This window comes from Microbulbifer sp. CAU 1566 (genome assembly GCF_023156515.1).
Classification (GTDB): Bacteria; Pseudomonadota; Gammaproteobacteria; order Pseudomonadales; family Cellvibrionaceae; genus Microbulbifer.
Map to the genome: position 1 here is coordinate 332,306 of NZ_JALNMG010000001.1, position 20,784 is coordinate 353,089.

Sequence of the window (20,784 nt, forward strand, 5' to 3'; positions counted from 1 at the left end):
CCGTTTCAGAGATACACAATGCACAACTCCGACGATTTCGACGCTTTTGATGAGTTTGAAGACGAGAATTACAAAAGCAAAACCCAGGTCAAACAGGAAATGCACCAGCTGCAGGACCTGGGCAAGCAGCTGACCGAGCTCAATGCCAACAAGCTGGCGGAAGTCCCCATTGATGCCGACCTGGCCGAGGCCATCGCCACCATGCACCGGATCAAATCCCGCGAGGCCAAGCGTCGACAGCTGCAATACATCGGCAAGCTGATGCGCAAGGCCGATGTGGAAGCCATTGAGGCAGTGCTGAACAAACACAAGGAACAGGATCACCTGCACCTGCGTTTCGACCGCATGGCAGAAGAATGGCGCCAGCGCCTACTGGAACAGGGCAAAGAAGCCCAGAGTGCGTTTTTCGATAGTTTTCCCGGCGCCGACCACCAGCAGCTGCGCGCGCTGATCCGGGAGTCCAACAAGGAAATCGCCAACAACAAGCCTCCCAGCAACCAGCGCAAACTGTTTCGCTATCTGCGGGATTTTTTTATGCAGCAGAGCTAGTTCATGCAGCAGAGCTAGTTGCTGCCGCCGGCTAGTCGCTCGCTTTGAGGACGTCCGCCAGTTCCGCGGACACAATATCGATAACCGCAGGGTTCTGGGGTACCCAGCGATGCAGGCTGACCGGTACCTGATAGGTCTTGCCCAGCGGCAACCGGGAGCTGGTGTGGGGCACGATGGTGGTATCGTAGGGCGTCCAGATGGATACGGGTGCGGCGCTCTCCAACATCGCCGCATCCCGGTTCAGGCCGCTGAGGAATTCGCTGCCGATACGCAACTGCCGGCCGCCCTTGTAGGGCAGCAAATGCGCCCACAAGCTACCGAAGTGGGGACTGGAAAGGGCAATAAACTTGTGTACTTTTTCCGCACCCCCGAGCCTTTGCAAGTAGTAGCGCGCGACTATCCCGCCCATGCTGAAGCCTACCAGCGCGCAGGTATCCCCCTTTTCAGTCACCTCTTCCACCAGCTCGCCCAATTGCTGGGCCATGGGCTCCATCCCGTACCAGCCACTGTTGGTTTTCAGGTTGATACTGTGTGCGACAAAACCGGCCCGATCCAGGGCCCCTTCCATTCTGCGCATGGATTTTCCCCGGTCGAAGATACCGGGAATCAGTATGGCAACGCGGCTTTTTGGCATTTTTGCATCACCTTGTTAGCGGGAAATTTATACAGAGCTGCCCAGTAAGGTTAGAAGGCCGCAGCCGTAAGCGGAAAACAAATCGGGCCCGGGGATAGAATCCGCGGGCCCGAGATGGCGATCACTGGCAAGCTGCCAATGTATCAGCGCCAACCTATCAGCTAGGACAGGCCTCCACCGCCGCGACCGGCTTTCCCGGCAGAGTATCCTCGGCAGGTTTAGGCAGCGGCTTGATCAGCACCAGCAGCAGCGGCAGCAGGGTCAGGGAGCCCAACAGGGCTGCCGTCATCGCCAGCGCCGTCAGCAACCCGAAATAGATCGACGGCACGAACTTGGACAGCGCCAGGATCGAGAAGCCCGCGATAATGGTGATGGCGGTGTAGAACATGGCCCGGCCGATGGTGGCGTGACTGCGATGCATGGTCGCCACATAGTCACCATCTTTGGCAAATTCCTCGCGGAAGCGGTACAGGTAGTGGATGGCATGATCCACACCGATACCCACGGTAATCGCCGCAATGGTGATGGTCATCATATCCAGCGGGATATTCGCCAAGCCCATACCACCCAGTACCACACAGGCCGCCAGCATATTCGGCACCAGCGCGATTACCGCCAGCCACAGGGAGCGGAAGAGCACCAGGAACATCAGCAGAATGCCGGCAAATACCGCACCCAGAGTAAGGATCTGGGACTTGAACAGGCTCTGCAGCATATTGTTGTAGAGCACCAGCATACCGGTCTGGCGAACATCCGCTGAGGCAATACCCAAGTCACTCTCGGCAAAGGCGTAAATACGCTGGATCAGCTCATCCCGGCGCAGGTTGGGGTCCGTCTCCTTCACCCGCATGGTAATCCGGGCCTGCTGGTTCTCCGGCGACCAGTAGGGGTGTACCAGTACCTGGTTGATTTCCTCCGGCAGACTCTGGCGGGCAATCGCCAGCTCGAAGTCATTCAACCCGCCATCGTTCAGGTCCTGGGCCACCTTGTACAGGGTCGCCAGGGACTGCACCTTGCCAATTTCCGGCTGCGCCTCAAGGAAGTCGTGCAGCTTTTCTATCTGGTTCAAACCGGCAACAGTAAACCAGTAGGCGTCCGGCGACTGACTGTCACTACCGCCGGCGAAAGGATCATCGGCCGCGAAAGGATCTTCCGCGGCGAAGGGGTCTTCCGCAGCAAAAGCATCCTCTTCTGCGCTCTCGGCAATTTCTTCGCCGTCGCCAGCTCCTTCACTGCCGTATTCTTCACCGACAATCTCTTCACCGCCAAATTCAGCACCAAACGGATCTTCTTCGCCTTCACCCTCCCCATCAAAAGCGGGCGCGGACTGCTCCGGCTTGTTCAGCACCACATCCAGGTTAATGGTGCCGCCCAGGCGCTGGTCGATCACCAGCATCCCCTGATAGATCTCGGTGGAATCGTCGAAGTAGTCGATAAAGCGGTTTTCCACTTTCAGGCGGGTGATGCCCACGGCGCTGATAATGGCCGCCACCACCGCCACGCCCAGCACCACACCTTTGTGGTTTTCCGCGAATCGGGAAAAGATCTGGGTAAAGGCGTGGGAGTTATCTTCCCCCTGCCCGGCGTCGCGCTTTCTGAGCAGCATCAGGCTGGCGGGAATAATCAGGAAAGACAGAAGCAGCGCCAGGATGACCCCCATGGTCATCATCCAGCCAAAATCGATCACCGGACGGATACCGCTGACCACCAGTGAGATAAACGCCACCATGGTGGTCAAACCGGTGTACAGGCACGGCTTGGCCATAAAGGTCACGGTCGCCGAGGCCAGCTGGAAACGATCCCACTCGGGGTGCTCGGCGAAATACTCGCGGTAACGCACCGCCAGGTGAATGGTAATCGCCAGGGTGATGATCAGCAGCAGCGCGACGAAGTTGGCGGAGATCACCGTGAGACGCCAGTCGAGCCAGCTCAGCAGGCCCAGCATCATCACCGCCGTGGTCACACAGGTCACCAGCGGCAGCAACACCCAGCGGGCCTGACGGAAGATCAGTAGCAGGGTGACCACGATAAAGACCAGAATGCCCGCGCCGAACACCATCAGGTCGCTCTGGATAAACGCGATCATGTCAGAGGTGATCATGGTGAGACCACCTAGGAACAGCTCCGCGTTGTCATCGTAGTGGCTCAGGATCTGGCGCACCTCTTGCACCCGATCCCGCGCGGCGTCTTCCTGCGCGGTGCGGTGCTTCAGATACTCGGCGGAAACGGCTTCCAGGCGCCGGGTTTCTTCCGCATTCAGGCCCTGTTCGTTGCGCTGGCGACGCAGGGCATCGCGCTCGCGCACCAGGTCCAGGCCCGCTTTATCCAGCTCGAGGTTGAGCATCATGGCGGTGGTCTCGCCATCGGGGCTCAGAATCAGGTCCTTGTAAATGGGGCTTGCAAGAAATTCCTGGCGCACCAGGTCGCGGTCGACCCCGGGAGCTGACAGGGTACGGATCCCCTCGGCCACATCGCTAATGGAGAGCTTGGGGCTGTACAACAGCGGCACATTGAGTACCGACTGCACCCCGGTGACGCCACCCACCATGGCCAGTTCGTCCTGCAAGCGACGCATGGTCGCGAGGGATTCGTCGCTGAAGAGGTCGCCATTCTTATAGCGGTAGGTGACCACGAGGAAGTCGCCGGAGTTGTAGCGCTCGGAAATCTCGCGGAAAAAATCCAGCGAGTCGTCCGTTTCCAGGGTCAGGGAATCCGCCGATGCATCCAGTTTGAAGCGCGGCAGCCCCGCTGCGGCGGCAATGGTCAGCAATGCAACCAGTGCGAGTACCGTTTTCGGGTGCCCGAGCACCAGCTTTTCATACCAGGTCTTTAAGCCCAACAGCATAATGAGTTCGCTTATCGTGAAATGATGAAAGTGCGATCTACACGCACTGACAATGTTGATTCGTGCTTTCTTGTTCGCCGGTGTTCAGACCCGGCTACTTGTCCACATGACCCAGATCCCGCTCCGGGAACAATATGTCACGCACCTTTTGTTTGAGCTCTTTCGGCCCCGGGAAACCCCCGTCGCGCTTGCGCTCCCAGATCAGCTGGTCACCGACCCGTATCTCGAAGATACCGCCAGTACCCGGCTTCAAGGCGACCTGCTCCAGGTCCTCGGCAAAGGTGTAGAGCAGTTCCTGCGCCATCCAGGTGGCTCGCAGCATCCAGTTGCACTGGACGCAGAAATGAATGGTGACGCTTCGGTCCAGATTCGCCATCAAGTCCCTCCCAGTAATAAACAGGCAGTAAACCGATAAATATCCCGTTCAGCCGTGACCTCAGCCATCGCCCCAGGGGGGTAACAGTGACTGCTCCACGTCGAGCTGGCTCATGATCCGCGCCACCACAAAGTCCACCAGATCCTCCACCGTCTGCGGCTTCTGATAGAAGCCCGGGCTGGCCGGCAGTACCACGGCGCCCATGCGGGTGAGCTTGAGCATATTCTCCAGGTGGATCTCGGAATAAGGCGCCTCGCGCGGCACCAGGATCAACTGGCGGCGTTCTTTGAGTGCAACATCCGCCGCCCGTTCAATCAGATTGTTCGAGGCACCGCAAGCAATGGCCGACAGGGTGCCACCGCTGGCCGGGCAGATCACCAGGCTGCTGGCGGCACCGGTGCCGGAGGCCACCGGCGAGAACCAGTCGCGACGTCCGAACAACGTCAGCTGTCCCTCCTCCGCGGCATACAGGTCACGCAGGAATGCCTCGGTCTGCCCCTCGTCTTCCGGCAGGGTTACCTCGGTTTCGGTGTCGATCACGATGCGCGCGGCATCGGAAAGCAGCAGCCACACCCGCACCCGCGCCGCCAGCAGACACTGCAGCAGGCGCAGGCCGTACTGGGCGCCGGAGGCACCGGTGATGGCGAGGGTGACGGTCTTGGAAAATGTTATTTCGGGCAAAGTTGATTCGGGCAAAGCAGTTCCGTATCACCCCGACCGGGGCTCTTTAATAATGCCAGGCTTGATGCTACCCGGCGTATTTCTTCTGCAGGGCACTCAGCAGTCGCTGGTGTACACCGCCGAAGCCACCATTGCTCATCACAATAACGTGACTGCCAGGCGCAGATAATTCAAGCACGGATTCTACCGCAGCGTCGATGCTGTGGAGAACCTTCGCCGGCACGGTGGAGTGGTGCACCACCTCATCCAGGGACCAGTTCATCCCTTCCGGTTGATACCAGAGCACCAGGTCGGCGCCGCTGCAGGCCCGTGCCAGTTGCCCCTGGTGATGTCCCATACGCATGGTGTTGGAGCGCGGTTCAATCAGCGCGATAACTTTTTCACTGCCCACTTTGGCGCGCAAGCCGTTGAGGGTGGTCTCGATGGCGGTGGGGTGGTGGGCAAAATCGTCATAAATACGGATGCCCTGGACATCTCCCAGGCATTCCATACGGCGCTTGACGCCGCCAAACGCCGCGAGGGCTTCCGCCGCCGTCTCTGGCGCCACGCCCACGTGGCGGGCTGCCGCCATGGCGGCGAGGCCATTCTTCACATTGTGCAGCCCGGTCTGCTGCCACTGCACACTGGCGACGGCTTTGCCTTCCAGCAGCACCTCAAAACTGCTGCCATCGGCGGCCACATTGGTGGCACACCAGTCTCCCAGGCGCACGCCATCGGCACTCTCGACATCGAGCCGCTGCACCTGGCTCCAGCAGCCCTGATCCAGCACCTGGGTCACCGCGTCTTCCTGCGCCGCTACCACCAGGCCGGAACCCGGTACGGTGCGCACCAGATGGTGGAACTGTTTCTGGATCGCCGCCAGGTCGTCGAAGATGTCCGCGTGGTCGAATTCCAGGTTGTTGATGATCAGGGTGCGCGGGCGGTAGTGGACAAACTTGGAGCGCTTGTCGAAAAACGCCGTGTCGTACTCATCCGCCTCCACCACAAAGAAAGGCGTGTTGCCGAGGCGCGCGGAAACGTCGAAGTTCTGCGGCACACCGCCGATCAGGAATCCGGGTTCCATACCGGCGTATTCCAGCACCCAGGCCAGCATGCTGGCGGTCGTGGTCTTGCCATGGGTACCGGCAACCGCCAACACCCAGCGGCCACCGAGAAAGTGGTCGCACAGCCACTGGGCCCCGGAGGTATAGGGCAGCCCCTTTTCCAGCACGGCTTCTACCGCGGGGTTACCGCGCGAGAGGGCGTTGCCGATGATCACCAGGTCCGGCGCAGGCTCCAGCTGGGCGGGGTCGTAGCCCTCGGTCAGCACAATGCCGGCGCGCTCCAGTTGGGTACTCATGGGCGGGTATACGTTGGCATCGGACCCGGTGACCTTGTGGCCTTCCGCCACGGCCAGCTGGGCCAGGCTGCCCATAAAAGTGCCACAGATACCTAAAATATGAATATGCATATCAGTGCGAATGCTCTCTCAAAAAATACCAATTGCGTTCAGACCGAGTGTTCACGCAATTTCTCCCACCCGATCCTCAGATCTTTGGCGGTAAAAACGGTCCCGGCGCGGTTCTTGCTACTTAATATGGCAAAAACAGCCAACACTGCCAGAAGCCTTAAATCCAATGCCGCGCAAGCTTATCACGGCCATTTCCAGCAGTAAGTGTCGAATGTCCGCATTTCCATGCAATTGCCATATGAATACATTAGACTTCGCGCCGCGTGAGGCAGCCGCCAAGAGCCACCCACCACCAACCATCGCCAGAGGTGGTTTACGACGAGAAACCGCGACCCCATAGGATAGACATGTCGAAGAAGAACGCTTTTTATGCACAATCCGGCGGCGTTACCGCCGTTATCAACGCCTCCGCCTGCGGAGTCATCGAGACTGCCCGCCAGCATAGCGACAAGATCGGCACCGTCTACGCCGGCAAGAACGGCATTGTCGGCGCCCTCAGAGAGGAGCTGATCGATGTCAGCCAGGAGAGCGACGAGACCATCGCCGCCCTGCGCCACACCCCCTCCGGCGCCTTCGGCTCCTGCCGCTACAAACTGAAAAGCCTGGAGCAGAACCGCGCCGAGTACGAGCGCCTGATCGAAGTGTTCAAAGCCCACGACATCGGCTACTTCTTCTATAACGGCGGCGGTGACTCCGCCGATACCTGCCTCAAGATTTCCCAGCTGTCGGAAAAGATGGGCTACCCCATCCAGGCCATCCACATCCCCAAAACCGTGGACAACGACCTGCCGTTTACCGACAACTGCCCGGGCTTCGGCTCCGTAGCCAAATACGTCGCGGTTTCCACCAAGGAGGCTGCTCTGGACGTCGCCTCCATGTGCGCCACCTCGACCAAGGTGTTCATTCTCGAAGTGATGGGCCGCCACGCAGGCTGGATTGCCGCCGCCGGTGCCCTCGCCCAGGAACAGCAAGGCGATGCGCCACATATCATCCTGTTGCCGGAAGTGGCCTTCGATAAAGAGAAATTCCTGAAGAAAGTCCAGGAGACCGTAGACGAACAGGGTTACTGCGTGATCGTCGCCTCCGAGGGCGCCCAATATCAAGATGGCACCTTCCTGGCCGACGCCGGTAGCGTCGATGCCTTTGGACACAAACAGCTGGGCGGTGTCGCCCCCACCCTGGCCAAGATGGTCAAGGACGAACTGGGCATGAAATACCACTGGGCCCTGGCCGACTACCTGCAGCGCGCCGCCCGTCACATCGCCTCCGCCACCGACGTGGAGCAGGCCTACGCCGTGGGCAAGGCGGCCGTAGAAGCCGCAGTGGCCGGCAAGAACGCCATCATGCCCACCATCGAGCGCAACGGCACCGGCCCCGCCGACTACAGCTGGAGCATCGGCGAAGCACCGCTGAGCGAAGTGGCCAATGTCGAGAAATTCATGCCCAAGGAATTCATTTCCGAAGATGGTTTCGGCATCACCCAGGCGGGACGTGACTACCTGGAGCCACTGATTCAAGGCGAGGACTATCCGCCCTACAAACACGGTATCCCGCAGTATGCGCGCCTGAAAAAAGTACTGGTAGAGAAAAAGTTGGCCGAAGGGTTTGACGTCTAAGACTCACCCCCTTCCCAATTAAAAAAGGCCCCGCCTCAATCGAAGCGGGGCCTTTTTTGTATAGCGCGAATTTGTATAGCGCGAAATCGAGCTTGTATTACACGTTCAACAGTAAATGCTGCCTCTCCCAGGGCGAGATTTCCCGGTGAAACAGGCGCATTTCCTCGTACTTGACCGCCGCATATAACTGACAAAAATCCTCACCCAGCGCCTGGCGCACATCGTCGGCGTCGTCAAAAATTCGCAGTGCCTCATCAAACGTCGCGGGAATAAAAAAGTTCGCTTCCTGCCCTTCCGCCAATTCCGATTCCGCCGGCGCGCTGGGTCCAATACCATTGACCATCCCCAGATAGCCACACACCAGGCTCGCGGCAATGGCAAGGTAGGGATTGGCATCCACACCCACGACCCGGTTTTCCAGGCGGCGGTCCTGGGCGCCGGAGTTGGGCACGCGCAATCCGGTAGCGCGATTATCGTAACCCCATCCGGTATTCGTTGGCGCACTGGAATTCGCCTCGGATTCAAAACGCCGGTAGGAATTCACATTCGGTGCAATAAACGGCATCACTTCGCGCAAATGTTTTTGCGTGCCACCGATAAAGTAACGGAACAGGTCCGTGGCACTCCCGTTTTCGTCAGAAAAAATATTCTTACCGGTTTGCATGTCCACCACACTCTGGTGCACATGCATGGCGCTGCCGGGCTGGTCGCGCATGGGTTTCGCCATAAACGTGGCGAACATGTTGTTCTTGAGCGCCGCCTCCTTGATGATGCGTTTGAAATAAAACACCTGGTCTGCAAGCCACAGCGGGTCGCCGTGGGTCAGGTTGAATTCTACCTGACCAGCGCCGTCTTCCTGGATCACGGAATCGATGTGCAGGCCTGCGGCTTCTGCGTATTCGTAGATGGTGTCGATCACCGGGCCATATTCGTCGATGGCCGTCATCGAATAGGACTGCAGTGAAGTGCCGGAGCGGCCGTTGCGCCCCACCGGCGGCTCAATCGGCTCGTTGGGGTCGATATTCGGTTTGGTCAGGTAGAACTCCAGCTCCGGCGCCACGATGGGCTTCCAGCCCTTGTCCGCATACATGGCCATCACGCGCTTCAACACATTACGGGGCGCACAGGCAATGGGGTTACCGTCAAGGTCCTGCAGGTCGTGAATAATCTGCAGTGCAGGCTGCTTGGCCCAGGGCACCGCCATTGCCGTAGACATATCCGGCACCAGCGCCATATCGCTCTCGGCCCACTGGTTCTCGATATCCATTTCCACATCCTGACCGGTGATGGTCTGGTAGAAAATGGAGATAGGCAGAAAAATCGGTGTCTCCGGCGAGAACTTGTTCAGCGGCATCGCCTTACCTCGGGACATGCCATTCAGATCGGGAATAATACATTCCACCTCATCCAATCTGCGGCCATCGAGATAGGCGTGGAAGGCTGCGGGTAATTTTTCCAACCAGGAACGGGGATCAGGCTGATCCATAGTGACTCCGAAGACATCGATAAATAAAGCAGCCAGTGTAATGGAACCGGGAGCCATCTGAACAGATGGCGGCAAGCAGGAACTTTCAGAGGTGTCCGTGAAGGGTGCTATCTAGGGAGGGAAGTTCCTAGGGAGACAAGTTCAGCAAAAAGTACTATTCAACCAGCTCGACACCATCGACGCTGACGAACGCTTTCGCCATCACCGGATTGTCGACATCCTTATGCATGGTTGCCGCGTGAATATATTCCCGCTGTATGGCAAAGACCTGTTTCATCTCGGGGGAGTCTTTCGCTGCCCGATAGTATTTCAGAATCGGATCGCAAAAATAGGCATTGCAAATATCCGAGCGCAGCGCCTTTGGCAGACTGCATCCCGTCGACGTCTGGTTGATACAGGCGTTTTCGATGCTCTCCTCGGGCAGGCAGGCAAGATACAGAGATACTATCCCCTGCCCGTCCAGATCCGGGTTCGCGTCCATCGCCCGGCGTATACTCAGCGGTGACAGGTAGGCATGATCCTGGCCGGAAGAACAACAGGCTCCCTTGCACAGTGAACACAGATGATCGCCGATTGCTTCCAGCTCCGGCGCCTCCCTTTGCTGAGCCTCGCGCAACTGTATTTCCCGGGCCGGCACAAGATTCTGGTCCCGCGCCTCGAGCAGACCCGCATCTGGGCTCTGCGCCTGGGCGACGATTTTTTCCAGGTGAGCCCGGTACGCCGCTAGCCGCGCTGCATTCAAGGGCGCAATTTGGGTTCGTCCTGCCGGGATAACCATCATGTAGGCTTCCCCCTCAAGCGAAGGACACCGCCCCGCTAACGCCGATTGGAGCAGGCGCTGATTCTCCGCTTCTTCTTGCCGGATGCGCGCCTCAATATTGCGTTCGCGTTCGGTTTGCTCGGCTTGTTTCTCACGATTCAGGCTTTGCTGAAAAACCAGCCTCGCTTTGAATACGTTTTCCGGCAACGATTTTCCCTGCTCGATAAACCGCTGACACTCAAAATTCTGACAAACGGCGGAATCTTCTGGAGGAGTATTTAACGAGGCCGACAGGCCTAACGGCGTGTCGCATACCAGGCAGCGAGCGGATTTTTGCGTGTGCGCTGAGCGTTGAGCGCTCGGGCTTGCTATTTTCATTATCGAAACATCCTTATTTTATACCGGTCTGTATTCCCTCAGACTTTCTTCTTTAGACCCACTTCTTTAGACCGGTTTCTTTAGACCAGTTTCTTTCCTGAGCGGCAGCGAATGCATCGCGCGCGCAAAACGCTACTAGCGGTAGCCGTGCAAACAAGGGCGGAATTTCGTACTAATCTGCCAGCCACTTGTACATCACCAAAGCATCCACATAGCCCTGAGTGGGGTGATCAAATGCCCTGGGCAGGCGCCCAACCGTTTCAAACCCAAGCTTCAGCCACAGTCGCACCGCGCCCTCATTGGTAGAGGCCACAAAGTTGAACTGCATGGCGCGGTAACCCAGCGCTCGCGCCAGATCCTGCGAGTGCTCGCACATGGCCGCGGCGATACCGCGACCACGCGCTGCAGGCGCGACCATATAGCCGCAGTTACACACGTGTGCGCCGGGCCCGGACTGATTCGTCTTGAGGTAGTAGCTGGCCAGAACTTCTCCCTGCTCTTCAAAGACCAGGGTCTTCCTGGGGCTATTCATCCACAGTTCAAACGCCTGTTCCCGCGCAATATCCCGCGGGTAGGCATAGGTGTCGCCGGCCCGTGCCACTGCACAAAAAATTGGCCAGATTGCATCAAAGTCTGCGGGCTTGGCCTCGCGTATCGTCACTGTCAAACCTCAATTCCATTCAACAATAATCAGCTATCGATGCGTGACTGCAGAACCTCGGCCGCCAGTGCAAACGAGTGCAGCCTCGCCAGGTGATCATAAATGGCGCCGGTAACAATCAATTCATCCACCTTGGTGCGCTCGAGAAAACGGTCGATCCAGGGAGCAATGGTTTCTCTCGTGCCTACCGCACTTTCGGCCAAGGCCTGGGCCACCTGCATCCGTTCCAACGGTGACGCAATGGATTCCGGGTCATCCACCGGCGGCTTGATGCGGCCGGGGGTTCCTCGCCGCAGGGCCACAAACTGCTGTTCAATGGAGGTCATCAGCTTGCGCGCCTCTTGATCGGAATCTGCGGCGAAGACATTGATCGCCGCTGCGGCATAGGGTTTGTCGAGATGCTCGGAGGGCTGAAATTTCGTGCGGTACAGATGCAACGCCTGATCCAGCATGGCCGGCGCGAAGTGGGAGGCAAACGCAAACGGCAACCCCAGGGCCGCCGCTAGCTGCGCGGAATACAGACTCGAACCCAGCAACCAGATAGGCACACCCAGCCCGACACCCGGCACCGCACGCACCCGCTGGCCCGGCTTTTCCGGCGCGAAGTAATGCATTAACTCCTGCACATCCTCCGAGAAGTGATCCGCCGCGTGCATGGGATCCCGCCGCAGCGCCTGCATAGTGGCGCCGTCGGTGCCCGGCGCACGGCCGAGACCCAGGTCAACCCGGTCAGGATAGAGGGCCGCGAGGGTACCGAACTGTTCGGCAATCACCAGTGGTGCATGGTTTGGCAACATAACGCCCCCGGCCGCCACACGAATTTTGTCGGTGCCGGCAGCAATATAGCCAAGCGCCACCGCCGTTGCGGCGCTGGCTACCCCGGTCATATTGTGATGCTCAGCCATCCAGAAGCGCTTGTAACCCAGGCTCTCTGCGTGCCTTGCAAGATCTCGGGAGTTCATCAGCGCCTGCCGAGCATCGCCCGTGTCTGTAATTGGAGAGAGGTCCAGTAGTGAAAATGCGCGCACAGTGACTCCTTGGCTAATTCCAGACAACGAAATTGAGCCAATCCTAGCGCAGCAGCGCACAATTACCTATGGCGGAATACAACGGGGAAGAGGGAAAAAAGCACAATGAAGTCCAATATACACGCAGGCTCAGCGGGCAACCTGGGAATGCCGGCCGCTTAACAGTCCTGCGAATACCACCGCCATAATGGCAAACAGCGCCGGATACCATGGAGAGCCAAGCACCTTCAGGGTAACCCCGGAAACCAGTAACCAGAGTAGCGGCACCAGCGTCAAAGCCCACAGCCAGGGGCCTCTGGCGACCATAAGCAATATACCGAGCGTCACCACCGCCGTGGGATCCGGGTGCAGACCGAAGGCTTCCCCCTGCGACCAGCCACTGCCAAGAGCAACCGCAAGTAGCGGATATCCGACCAAACCACAGCCTGAAACGAGAAGTCCGGCCTGCACCGACGCACTAGACCCAGTTGCAATCGACCCAGTTGCACTCGACCCTGGCACGCTAAAAAGAGGCGCGCTCGGTGCAATTCCCCGGCCGGTCACGGCCGCCAGCAACAGCAGCAGGCACTGAAGCAGCCAGGCCCAGCAAAAAGTACCACCCGCCCAGTTGAGCGCTGCGTAGCGCTGGGCAAAAAATGCAACACCTATAAACGCCCAAAGTGGCGCAACGAGAGCCAAAGCCACCCGACCACGCCCGGCCACTGCAAGTATGAGCGCGACGATTCCCAGTGCCAGTGTCGCCAGCTGCAGCGGCCAGAAATGTTCCCCCATACGCGCAAGCAGGCGGAAATAGACATCCGCATCGAAGGGAATGAAATCCTGCAGTTGATAGGTTGCCCAATCGCCCATACCACCCCCTTCTGTATTTACAGCGCTTCGATAAATCGCGCCATACGCGCACGGGAACCGGGATCCGGCATTCGCCCACTACCCGCCTGCATATTTTCCTGCATATGCGCCACCCGGGTGGTTGCCGGAATGGCACAGTTGAGCGCCGGGTGACTAACGATAAATTTCAGCAGGAAATCCGCCCAGGTGCGACACCCCAACTCCTGCTGCGCCCATTCCGGCACTGTCTCACTGCGCTTTAGCCGCTTGATCAGGTTGCCGCCGTCGTAGGGGCGGTTGGCAATGACCGCGATACCTTTCTCGCGCGCCAGCGGCAGCAGCCGCGCTTCCGCAGATCGATGGGTAATGTTGTAGGTGAGCTGGGCAAAGTCGAGCTGCTCCGCAGTCATTACCTGCTCAAATTCTTCGTGGCGGCGACCGTGCGAGGTGGTGATCCCCAGATAGCGGATAGTGCCCGCCGCCTTCAACTCCCGCAGCACCGCTAGGTGCTCGCGCCAGTCGTCGAGGTTGTGCACCTGCACCAGATCAAATGTGGGCAGCCCCCAGCGCGCTGCGAGGTTCGCGATCTGCTCGCGGGCGCTGCCACCGGCGGGACTCCAGACCTTTTCTGCGGTGAACAGCGATTTCGGCCTGCCCAGCTGCTTCAGGGCATAGCCCAGGGTATCCGGCGCGGAACCGTACATGGGGGAGGAGTCGATCAGGCCGCCACCCAGGCTGAAAAAGGCCTTAACCACCCCGGTGCGCGCATTCAGCAGCTGGGGATCATCCCCCACATTGAACGTGCGCCAGGTGCCCATACCGATCACCGGCAGCTGCTCACCACTACTCGGAATCGCCTTGTGCGCAAGAGCGGAAGTTTGTGCCAGAGTCGGAGAAAACCTCGCACAGTAAGCAGTAACCGCGCCGACGCTCAGCAACTGCAAAAATTTTCGGCGGGCTTGTACATCATCCATGACTTATTCCTGATTTTGATCTGTCAGTTAAGACCTGACAGCCCGGAACCATTCCGGTTTCACCAAAGCACTAAGCAATACCAGTATAAAACACGCCAAAACGAACACCTTGTTCACAAACCAGTTAGTGCGCCAGATGGTCCACTCCGGATCCCCGAAAAATACGACAAATTTACTGACGATGATCACGATTTCGATCGTCGACATCACCACCGCCAGGCGGCGGGTATAGACCGGCTGCGCCAGCAGCGCCCAACCCATCCACAGATGCGCGATGGGCCAGAGATCCCAGTAAACATGGGTATCCCACGCCTCCCCCACGCCCAGAGCATAGGCGATGGGAAATAGATATTTAATGAACACTGTCCATGCCGTGAGGATAAACAGGAAATGTGCGAGAAACCGAATCCAGGAGTGCACCACAGGTTTCAAAATTCTTACTCCAGAGGCTGATGCATCAGCTTATACACCGACTTATACATCGACTTATACAGCATCGCGACATTCAGCGTGCGCCGACAATGCATGCGACGAACATTACAAAAATGCCGCAGATGAATGAAACCGGGCGATCGAATTGCGATGTTCGCCACATTTCTACGACGAAACAAAAGCCACAAGCAACTGTCGTCAATCCGCACGAAAAGCTGTCATTTAAAAACTCCAGACTGGTATAGACCAGAAAATTACTGGCGCACGACAAGCATCTACATAAGCAACCAGACAAGCAACCACACAAACAACCGGAGTTTTTATGTATAAATTACTGATCACCAGTCTATTGGCCGCCCTGCTGGCCACTCCAGCCCAGGCATTCCAGCAAATCACCCACAAGCGTATTGCGATCGACGCCGTCAACTATATGCGCAATAACCCCGGCACCACGGAATACGCGAAACTGAAAGCCTGGGTGAACGCCGCCGGCTACACCGTGGACCAGTTTGCCGAGGTCCTGGGCCAGGGCGCCTACGATGTCGATGACTTTCAGGACACCTACCTCTGCGGTGCGGTTACCGGTGACTGTGTATACGCGCCGGTATTCAATGCCGGCGCCTCCCTGGTGAACTACACCAGCTACTGGCACTTCCAGAATCACACCCGCGGGCCCGACGTGCATGGCAACGACCTGGGTGGCTACAACTACGACTTGCTCACCGTGTGGGGGGATATCGATAACCTGGCCGCCAGCTGGCTGGTGGGCGATTACCTGGATGACGGCAATGGTGGTATGTCGGGCTGGTTCTGGGCAGATGATTCGGAGTACAACAGCTACGGCATTACCGAAGCAAACTATCGCCAGGGAAGTCATTCCGCAAAATCCATGTACGACGATTTCGAGGAAATCCCCTTCCAGCCCATCGACAACCTCGGCCAGTACTGGTACAGCCAGTTCCTCGCTCAGCCTACCGCGCAAAGCCTTGGTTTTGTCATGCACACCACCGACCTGCTGCAGCCCCACCACGTCTGGACAACGTCCGCACTGAACCACAGCGGCTGGGAAGGCTGGGTCGCCGACTACTATGACAGTGAAAACCTGAACGACGACACCCTGGTTACCCAGGCCCTGAGCAACTTTGTCCCGGTCAACAGCAACAACCACGATATCCGACCACTGCTCACCCAGGGTGGCGCACTGGCGTACAGCAGCGGCGGCATCGTGTTGTCGAGCACGGATCACAATGACCGGGTCCAGGTAGCGCGCACCGTTGTCCCCAACGCGATCGCCATGGTGGTTCACATCCTGAACCACGCCGCCCAGCGGGTAAGCCAGTAACTATCGATAGGTAAATCGGTAAGTACATCGATAAGTAAATCGGTAAGTAAATCGGTAACGAAAGAATGCCGGTATCTCGCGATACCGGCAGACGGAAATCAACAATGAAAAACAACAAGCTCTGGTTACTGGTTCCGGCAGTCGCAGTGATACTTTTGACCGCTACCCTGTTCACTCCTGCACTGCCAGATCATGTGGCGGCACGAATCGATGGCGAGGATATTACTTTTGAGGCACTGGACCTGTTCGTTACCGTAGCGCGGCAGCGAAACGCGTCCGCGGATCGGGAATCCGTGTTAAACGGTCTGCTGGAAAACCGGATCCTGGCGAACAAGTTCACAGGGCAATCGTCCGAGGCTGCTCCCTCTCTGGTGGGTTACGACCGAGATACCCAGCTGGAGCAACAGCTGTTCCGCCTCATTCGCAGCGCTTTCAGCGAATCACTGCAAAACGACATGCGCAATACTGGTACTGGCGATGTCCTGGACTTCCTTACCGCACCGCTATCCATCGATACCGAATACCTGGCGCCAGCGCTGCGGCTGCAACAGCAACTGTACACTTCGATGACGCCACAACAGCAGCAACAAGCAAAAAAACTGGTACTGGCCCGGTATCGTTTTCATCCGCAACAAGCGGAGCGGCAGCTGACACTGTGGGACTTGTACCGCCGCCAAAATATGCAGCTCAAGGTACAAATGCACAACCTGAATCAGGACTTCATTCGCGAGGCAATCCGGCAGCAGTTAACCACGGAATTTGTACTCGACTGGTTTGACCGCCAATCCGGTGTGAGTGAACCCTCTCGCGCGATCATCAAGCAGTGTGTGGAAGATGCACTGGTACGAGAATCTGGCCTGCGCCAAATGGGATTACTACAGGATATCCACGACGAAAACCCCAAACTACAGGCCCTCGCCAGACAGGTCACCGCGGAGGAAATTTCAAACTACTACTGGAGCCACCGGGACAAATTTACCCGGGTGGAAAAAGTCCATGCCTATCACATCCGCCTGGACAGCCAGGAGCTAGCGGACCAGGTGTACGCAGAAATTCAGGACGGCTTGCCCTTTGCGGAAGCCGTAACAGGTTACTCACGGGCCGAAGATAAAGCCTCCGGTGGCGCACTGGGGTGGATAGACCGCAACAGCCGTGAGGATCACTGGAGCAAGGCGCTGGCATTTGTGCAAACGCCCCATCTGGTTTCCCGACCCGTTCGCAGCCCCCAGAACGGCAAAGCGCTTTACTGGGAAATACTCTTTGTAGACCAGCGCGAAACCGGTTTTCAGCCAGCAGACGGCGAGTCAGTACGCTACCGGGCTGCCAACGCCATTGCGCAGCAAAAGCTACAGCAGACGTTCCAACAGTTACTGCACGAATCTCGGGAAGCCGCCCACATCGAAATACAAAGAGAAATAAACCGGAAGAACGCATCATGACGCGCCAGTTAATCACCTTCGCATTTATTTCCGCAGCTCTTCTCGGTGGCTATTGGTCTGGGTTTTGGCCGACAGCGGCTGATGGTGTCCCCTTCATTGGCTCCGGGCAGTCATCGCAAAAAGCTGACGCAATCGCCAAGCAGAGTCCCTCATCCTCCCCCGTGCAGTCATCCGACCAGCAACCTGCACAACCGAAAACCGCCAGCAAAGAACCTCAGGAGACAGAACCCAGCGCGGTTACCTCGCTGCGCCAGACTATGGCCGCAGGCGACCCGCGCATGCCCCCTCTGGCCCCCAGGCCCAGCGATCGGGTTGCTCCCACCACCCAAGAGCTGGCAGACCACAAGCTGTATCAGGCGTACGAAGCGCGTCAGCAGCAGCAGGTGTACGCCTCTTTTGCCGCCGCTTCAGCCAAAAAAATCGCCGATCTAAAAGACATGATCGCACTGGGACGGCAGGGCGGAGTATCACCGGAGCAGCTGGCTGAAGGTAAGAGAAAGCTGGAACGACTGCAGAAGCAGCGGGCGCAGCTGCTAGAGCAGCATCCACAACCTGCAGGAGAAGAGCCGCAGAATCAGGTCCAGCAGTGAGCCCATAGGTAGCCCCCATAAGTAGCCACAGCAGCAAGCCCCGTCCTCGACCTGGCGGCTGCTGGGGTTCACATTCACCAGTTCCGACGCTTCGGCATATCTGCTACCATCGCGCCCGTAAAACCTAAGGGGTGGCAACCGCCTGAGATGCCGCCAGATCATATCGGTCTGGCCCGCAAACCCTTGAACCTGATCCGGCTAATACCGGCGTAGGAATAGGTAGTCCACAAGCTCCCCTCTTCACGTCGCACTCCGGGTCTCTCACTTATTTGTTCGAGAGAGCCATGAATTCCAATAACTGCATCAAGCCCAGAACCAAACCCGGCATCAAGCCTGTCGCCCGGGCGATCGCCACTGCCGCAGCCTTGGCCAGCGTGCCTGCCGCTGCGGAAACCGCCATCGAAGAAGTGGTGGTTACCAGCCAGCTGCGTACGGCCAGCCAGTTTGACACCCCCACCAGCGTGAGTGTTTTGGATACCGCCGCCATTGAAACCCGCGGCGCGACCAATCTTGAGCAACTGCTGAATCTGGCGCCCAACGTGAATTTTTCCAGCGGAGCCTCTCGTGGCCGCTTCGTGCAGATCCGCGGTATCGGCGAGCGCAGCCAGTTTATCGATCCGGTGAATCCGTCCGTGGGCCTGATTGTCGACGGCATCGACTTTACCGGCCTCGGCCTCGCCGCCAGCACCCTGGATATGCAGCAAGTTGAGATCCTGCGCGGCCCGCAGGGCACCGTTTACGGTGCCAACGCGCTGGCGGGCCTGGTGAGCATGACCAGCAATGCACCGACTGCGGAAACCTTTGCAAAAGTATCCGCCGAAGCCGCCCGCTACGGTTCCCACACTCTTTCTGCGGTCACCAGTGGCCCACTGTCAGAGCAATTAAGCTACCGCTTCGCGATACAGAATCAGCAGTCCGACGGCTATGTGCACAACCGCTACCTGGATCGCAAGGACACCAACAACATTGACGAGACCGTGGCCCGCGGCAAGCTGCGCTACCAGGCCAGTGACGACCTGCAACTGGACTTCACCCTCTTCTACCTGGATGCGGACAACGGCTACGACGCCTTTACCCTGGATAACTCCCGCAACACCCTGTCCGACCAGCCGGGCTGGGATCGCCAGGAAGCCCTCGCCGGCGCAATGAGCGGACTTTGGACCGGCAACGAACTGTTCACCGTCAAATCCGTACTGAGCGCTGCCACCTCCGATACCGAATACGGCTATGACGAAGACTGGACCCATGTGGGCTTTCACCCCTGGGAATACAGCTCCACCGACAACTACCTGCGCGACCGCGACAACCTGAGCGCCGATGTGCGCCTGGTCTCCACCGACGAAAGTCGACTGTTCGGCGGCAGCACTAGCTGGGTGGCCGGTGCATACCTGCGCACCGAGGAAGAAGCACTGGAACGCAACGCCAGCTTCGCCAGCCAGTTCGATACCGACAATGCAGCCATTTACGGGCAGCTGAATACCGCCCTAAATGCGCGCTTCGAACTGATTACCGGCCTGCGCCTGGAGCAGCGCCGCGCGGAATACAGTGACTCGCTTGCGGTCACCAGCGATACCAGCGAAGACCTGTGGGGCGGCAATATCACCCTGCAGTTCAGCGCCACCGACAACACCATGCTTTACGGCACCCTGTCCCGCGGTTACAAGGCGGGCGGTGTCAACGGTCGCATTATTTCGGCCTCGGAAAACAACCCGGCCATCGGCAGCGAGACCTTCCTGTTCGATACCGAAAACATGCTGAACTACGAGTTCGGGGTAAAAGGTAATTGGCTGGAAAGCCGCCTGCAGGCCCAGGTCGCCGCCTTTTACCAAGACCGCAGCGACGTTCAGGCCAAGCAGTCCATCTTCAACCCGGAAGACTTTTCCTTCGATGACTATCTGGCCAATGCTGCCGGTGGTCACAGCACCGGTATCGAAGCGGAAATCAACTTCCAGGCCAGCGATACCCTGCAACTCTTTGCCACCTTCGGCTGGCTGAGTGCGGAATTCGAAGACTTTATCAGCAGCACCCACGTCGACGGCCGCGATGACAACACCGGCGAGACTTCGCCGGTGGACCTCAGCGGCCGCGACCTGGCCCACGCCCCCAACTACCAGTACTTCACCGGTGCCGAGTACGCGCTGACCAGCAACCTGACGGCGCGCGTGGAACTGGAAGGCAAGGACGACTTCTACTTGTCCAACAGCCACAACGAAAAATCCACCGCCTACGAACTGGTCAATGCGCGCCTCACCTACCGCGGCGACAACTGGGATCTTTCCCTGTGGGGCAGAAACCTCACCGACGAAGTGATCTACACTCGCGGTTTCTATTTCAGCAATCAGTTCGGCAACAATCCGGCCAACGGCTACGCGCCGGAAGCCTACTACCAGCTGGGCGAACCGCGCACTGCGGGTATCTCCGGCAGCTATACCTTTTAAGTAGGAGTATTGATATGCAACTCTCCGTAGACATCAGCATGTACCCGCTGAAAGACGAGTACATTCCGGCCATCAAGGATTTTATCCAGCGTCTGAACGAACAGCCTCAGCTGCAGGTAATCTCCAACACCATGAGTACCCAGGTATTCGGTGACTACGATGTGGTGATGGACGTCCTGAAAGTGGAAATGCGCAAATCCTGGGAGCAGTTCGGGCGCGCGATCTTCGTGTGCAAATTTATCGACGGCGACCTGAACCCCAACATTGGACTCTGATC

The 20,784-nt window shown here is 58.2% G+C and carries 19 protein-coding genes and 1 riboswitch; of the genes, 7 read left to right on the forward strand and 12 right to left on the reverse strand.

What is annotated here, in order from left to right:
• Window positions 1–18 precede the first annotated feature (18 nt).
• Window positions 19–549, forward strand: coding sequence for a ribosome biogenesis factor YjgA (gene yjgA / locus M0G74_RS01485; protein WP_248213620.1), 531 nt, complete (start codon window positions 19–21; stop codon window positions 547–549).
• Between the two features lie 31 nt (window positions 550–580).
• On the opposite strand, the gene M0G74_RS01490 is transcribed toward yjgA, so the two are convergent.
• The 5 genes from M0G74_RS01490 to mpl form a co-directional block, all read right to left on the reverse strand.
• On the reverse strand, window positions 581–1,183 hold the full coding sequence (locus M0G74_RS01490; RefSeq protein ID WP_248213621.1) for a lipase: 603 nt from the start codon (window positions 1,181–1,183) through the stop codon (window positions 581–583).
• A 157-nt stretch (window positions 1,184–1,340) separates the two neighbouring features.
• Window positions 1,341–4,028, reverse strand: a complete 2,688-nt coding sequence (locus tag M0G74_RS01495) for an MMPL family transporter (protein ID WP_248213622.1) — start codon at window positions 4,026–4,028, stop codon at window positions 1,341–1,343.
• A gap of 94 nt (window positions 4,029–4,122) precedes the next feature.
• Entirely contained in the window at window positions 4,123–4,404 is a 282-nt protein-coding gene (locus M0G74_RS01500) for a SelT/SelW/SelH family protein (protein WP_248213623.1), read from the reverse strand.
• A gap of 60 nt (window positions 4,405–4,464) precedes the next feature.
• A complete protein-coding gene (locus M0G74_RS01505; protein WP_282449897.1) occupies window positions 4,465–5,085 on the reverse strand; it encodes a flavin prenyltransferase UbiX in 621 nt (206 codons plus the stop codon).
• Between the two features lie 67 nt (window positions 5,086–5,152).
• On the reverse strand, window positions 5,153–6,535 hold the full coding sequence (gene mpl / locus M0G74_RS01510) for a UDP-N-acetylmuramate:L-alanyl-gamma-D-glutamyl-meso-diaminopimelate ligase (RefSeq protein WP_248213624.1): 1,383 nt from the start codon (window positions 6,533–6,535) through the stop codon (window positions 5,153–5,155).
• Window positions 6,536–6,882: 347 nt separating this feature from the next.
• Here mpl and M0G74_RS01515 point away from each other — a divergent pair, with 347 nt between their 5' ends.
• On the forward strand, window positions 6,883–8,151 hold the full coding sequence (locus M0G74_RS01515) for a 6-phosphofructokinase (RefSeq protein ID WP_248213625.1): 1,269 nt from the start codon (window positions 6,883–6,885) through the stop codon (window positions 8,149–8,151).
• Between the two features lie 97 nt (window positions 8,152–8,248).
• Here the strand turns inward: M0G74_RS01515 and M0G74_RS01520 are convergent, their stop codons facing one another.
• The 7 genes from M0G74_RS01520 to M0G74_RS01550 all read right to left on the reverse strand — a co-directional run bounded on the left by M0G74_RS01520 (window position 8,249) and on the right by M0G74_RS01550 (window position 14,698).
• Complete coding sequence (locus tag M0G74_RS01520) at window positions 8,249–9,637, reverse strand: glutamine synthetase family protein (RefSeq protein ID WP_248213626.1); 1,389 nt, start codon at window positions 9,635–9,637, stop codon at window positions 8,249–8,251.
• A 154-nt stretch (window positions 9,638–9,791) separates the two neighbouring features.
• Complete coding sequence (locus M0G74_RS01525; protein ID WP_248213627.1) at window positions 9,792–10,775, reverse strand: hypothetical protein; 984 nt, start codon at window positions 10,773–10,775, stop codon at window positions 9,792–9,794.
• Window positions 10,776–10,947: 172 nt separating this feature from the next.
• Window positions 10,948–11,436 carry a GNAT family N-acetyltransferase gene (locus M0G74_RS01530; RefSeq protein WP_248215280.1) on the reverse strand — a complete coding sequence of 163 codons (489 nt, stop codon included), beginning with the start codon at window positions 11,434–11,436 and terminating at the stop codon, window positions 10,948–10,950.
• 29 nt (window positions 11,437–11,465) lie between these two features.
• A complete protein-coding gene (locus M0G74_RS01535) occupies window positions 11,466–12,464 on the reverse strand; it encodes an LLM class flavin-dependent oxidoreductase (protein WP_248213628.1) in 999 nt (332 codons plus the stop codon).
• 129 nt (window positions 12,465–12,593) lie between these two features.
• Entirely contained in the window at window positions 12,594–13,313 is a 720-nt protein-coding gene (locus M0G74_RS01540; protein ID WP_248213629.1) for a DUF6064 family protein, read from the reverse strand.
• Between the two features lie 17 nt (window positions 13,314–13,330).
• Window positions 13,331–14,266, reverse strand: a complete 936-nt coding sequence (locus M0G74_RS01545; protein ID WP_248213630.1) for an aldo/keto reductase — start codon at window positions 14,264–14,266, stop codon at window positions 13,331–13,333.
• A 27-nt stretch (window positions 14,267–14,293) separates the two neighbouring features.
• Complete coding sequence (locus tag M0G74_RS01550; protein ID WP_248213631.1) at window positions 14,294–14,698, reverse strand: hypothetical protein; 405 nt, start codon at window positions 14,696–14,698, stop codon at window positions 14,294–14,296.
• A 322-nt stretch (window positions 14,699–15,020) separates the two neighbouring features.
• On the opposite strand from M0G74_RS01550, the gene M0G74_RS01555 reads away from it, so the two are divergent.
• From M0G74_RS01555 to M0G74_RS01575, 5 genes are all read left to right on the forward strand, one after another.
• On the forward strand, window positions 15,021–16,040 hold the full coding sequence (locus tag M0G74_RS01555) for a phospholipase (RefSeq protein WP_248213632.1): 1,020 nt from the start codon (window positions 15,021–15,023) through the stop codon (window positions 16,038–16,040).
• A 104-nt stretch (window positions 16,041–16,144) separates the two neighbouring features.
• Window positions 16,145–17,479, forward strand: coding sequence for a peptidylprolyl isomerase (locus M0G74_RS01560; protein ID WP_248213633.1), 1,335 nt, complete (start codon window positions 16,145–16,147; stop codon window positions 17,477–17,479).
• Window positions 17,476–18,069, forward strand: coding sequence for a hypothetical protein (locus M0G74_RS01565; protein ID WP_248213634.1), 594 nt, complete (start codon window positions 17,476–17,478; stop codon window positions 18,067–18,069). Before M0G74_RS01560 ends, M0G74_RS01565 begins: the two co-directional genes overlap by 4 nt.
• 117 nt (window positions 18,070–18,186) lie before the next feature.
• A riboswitch (TPP riboswitch) is annotated at window positions 18,187–18,302 on the forward strand.
• A gap of 51 nt (window positions 18,303–18,353) precedes the next feature.
• Window positions 18,354–20,507 carry a TonB-dependent receptor gene (locus M0G74_RS01570; RefSeq protein WP_248213635.1) on the forward strand — a complete coding sequence of 718 codons (2,154 nt, stop codon included), beginning with the start codon at window positions 18,354–18,356 and terminating at the stop codon, window positions 20,505–20,507.
• Window positions 20,508–20,521: 14 nt separating this feature from the next.
• Window positions 20,522–20,782 (forward strand): YkoF family thiamine/hydroxymethylpyrimidine-binding protein, encoded by a 261-nt coding sequence (locus tag M0G74_RS01575; RefSeq protein WP_248213636.1) that lies wholly within the window; start codon window positions 20,522–20,524, stop codon window positions 20,780–20,782.
• The last annotated feature ends 2 nt before the right edge of the window (window positions 20,783–20,784 follow it).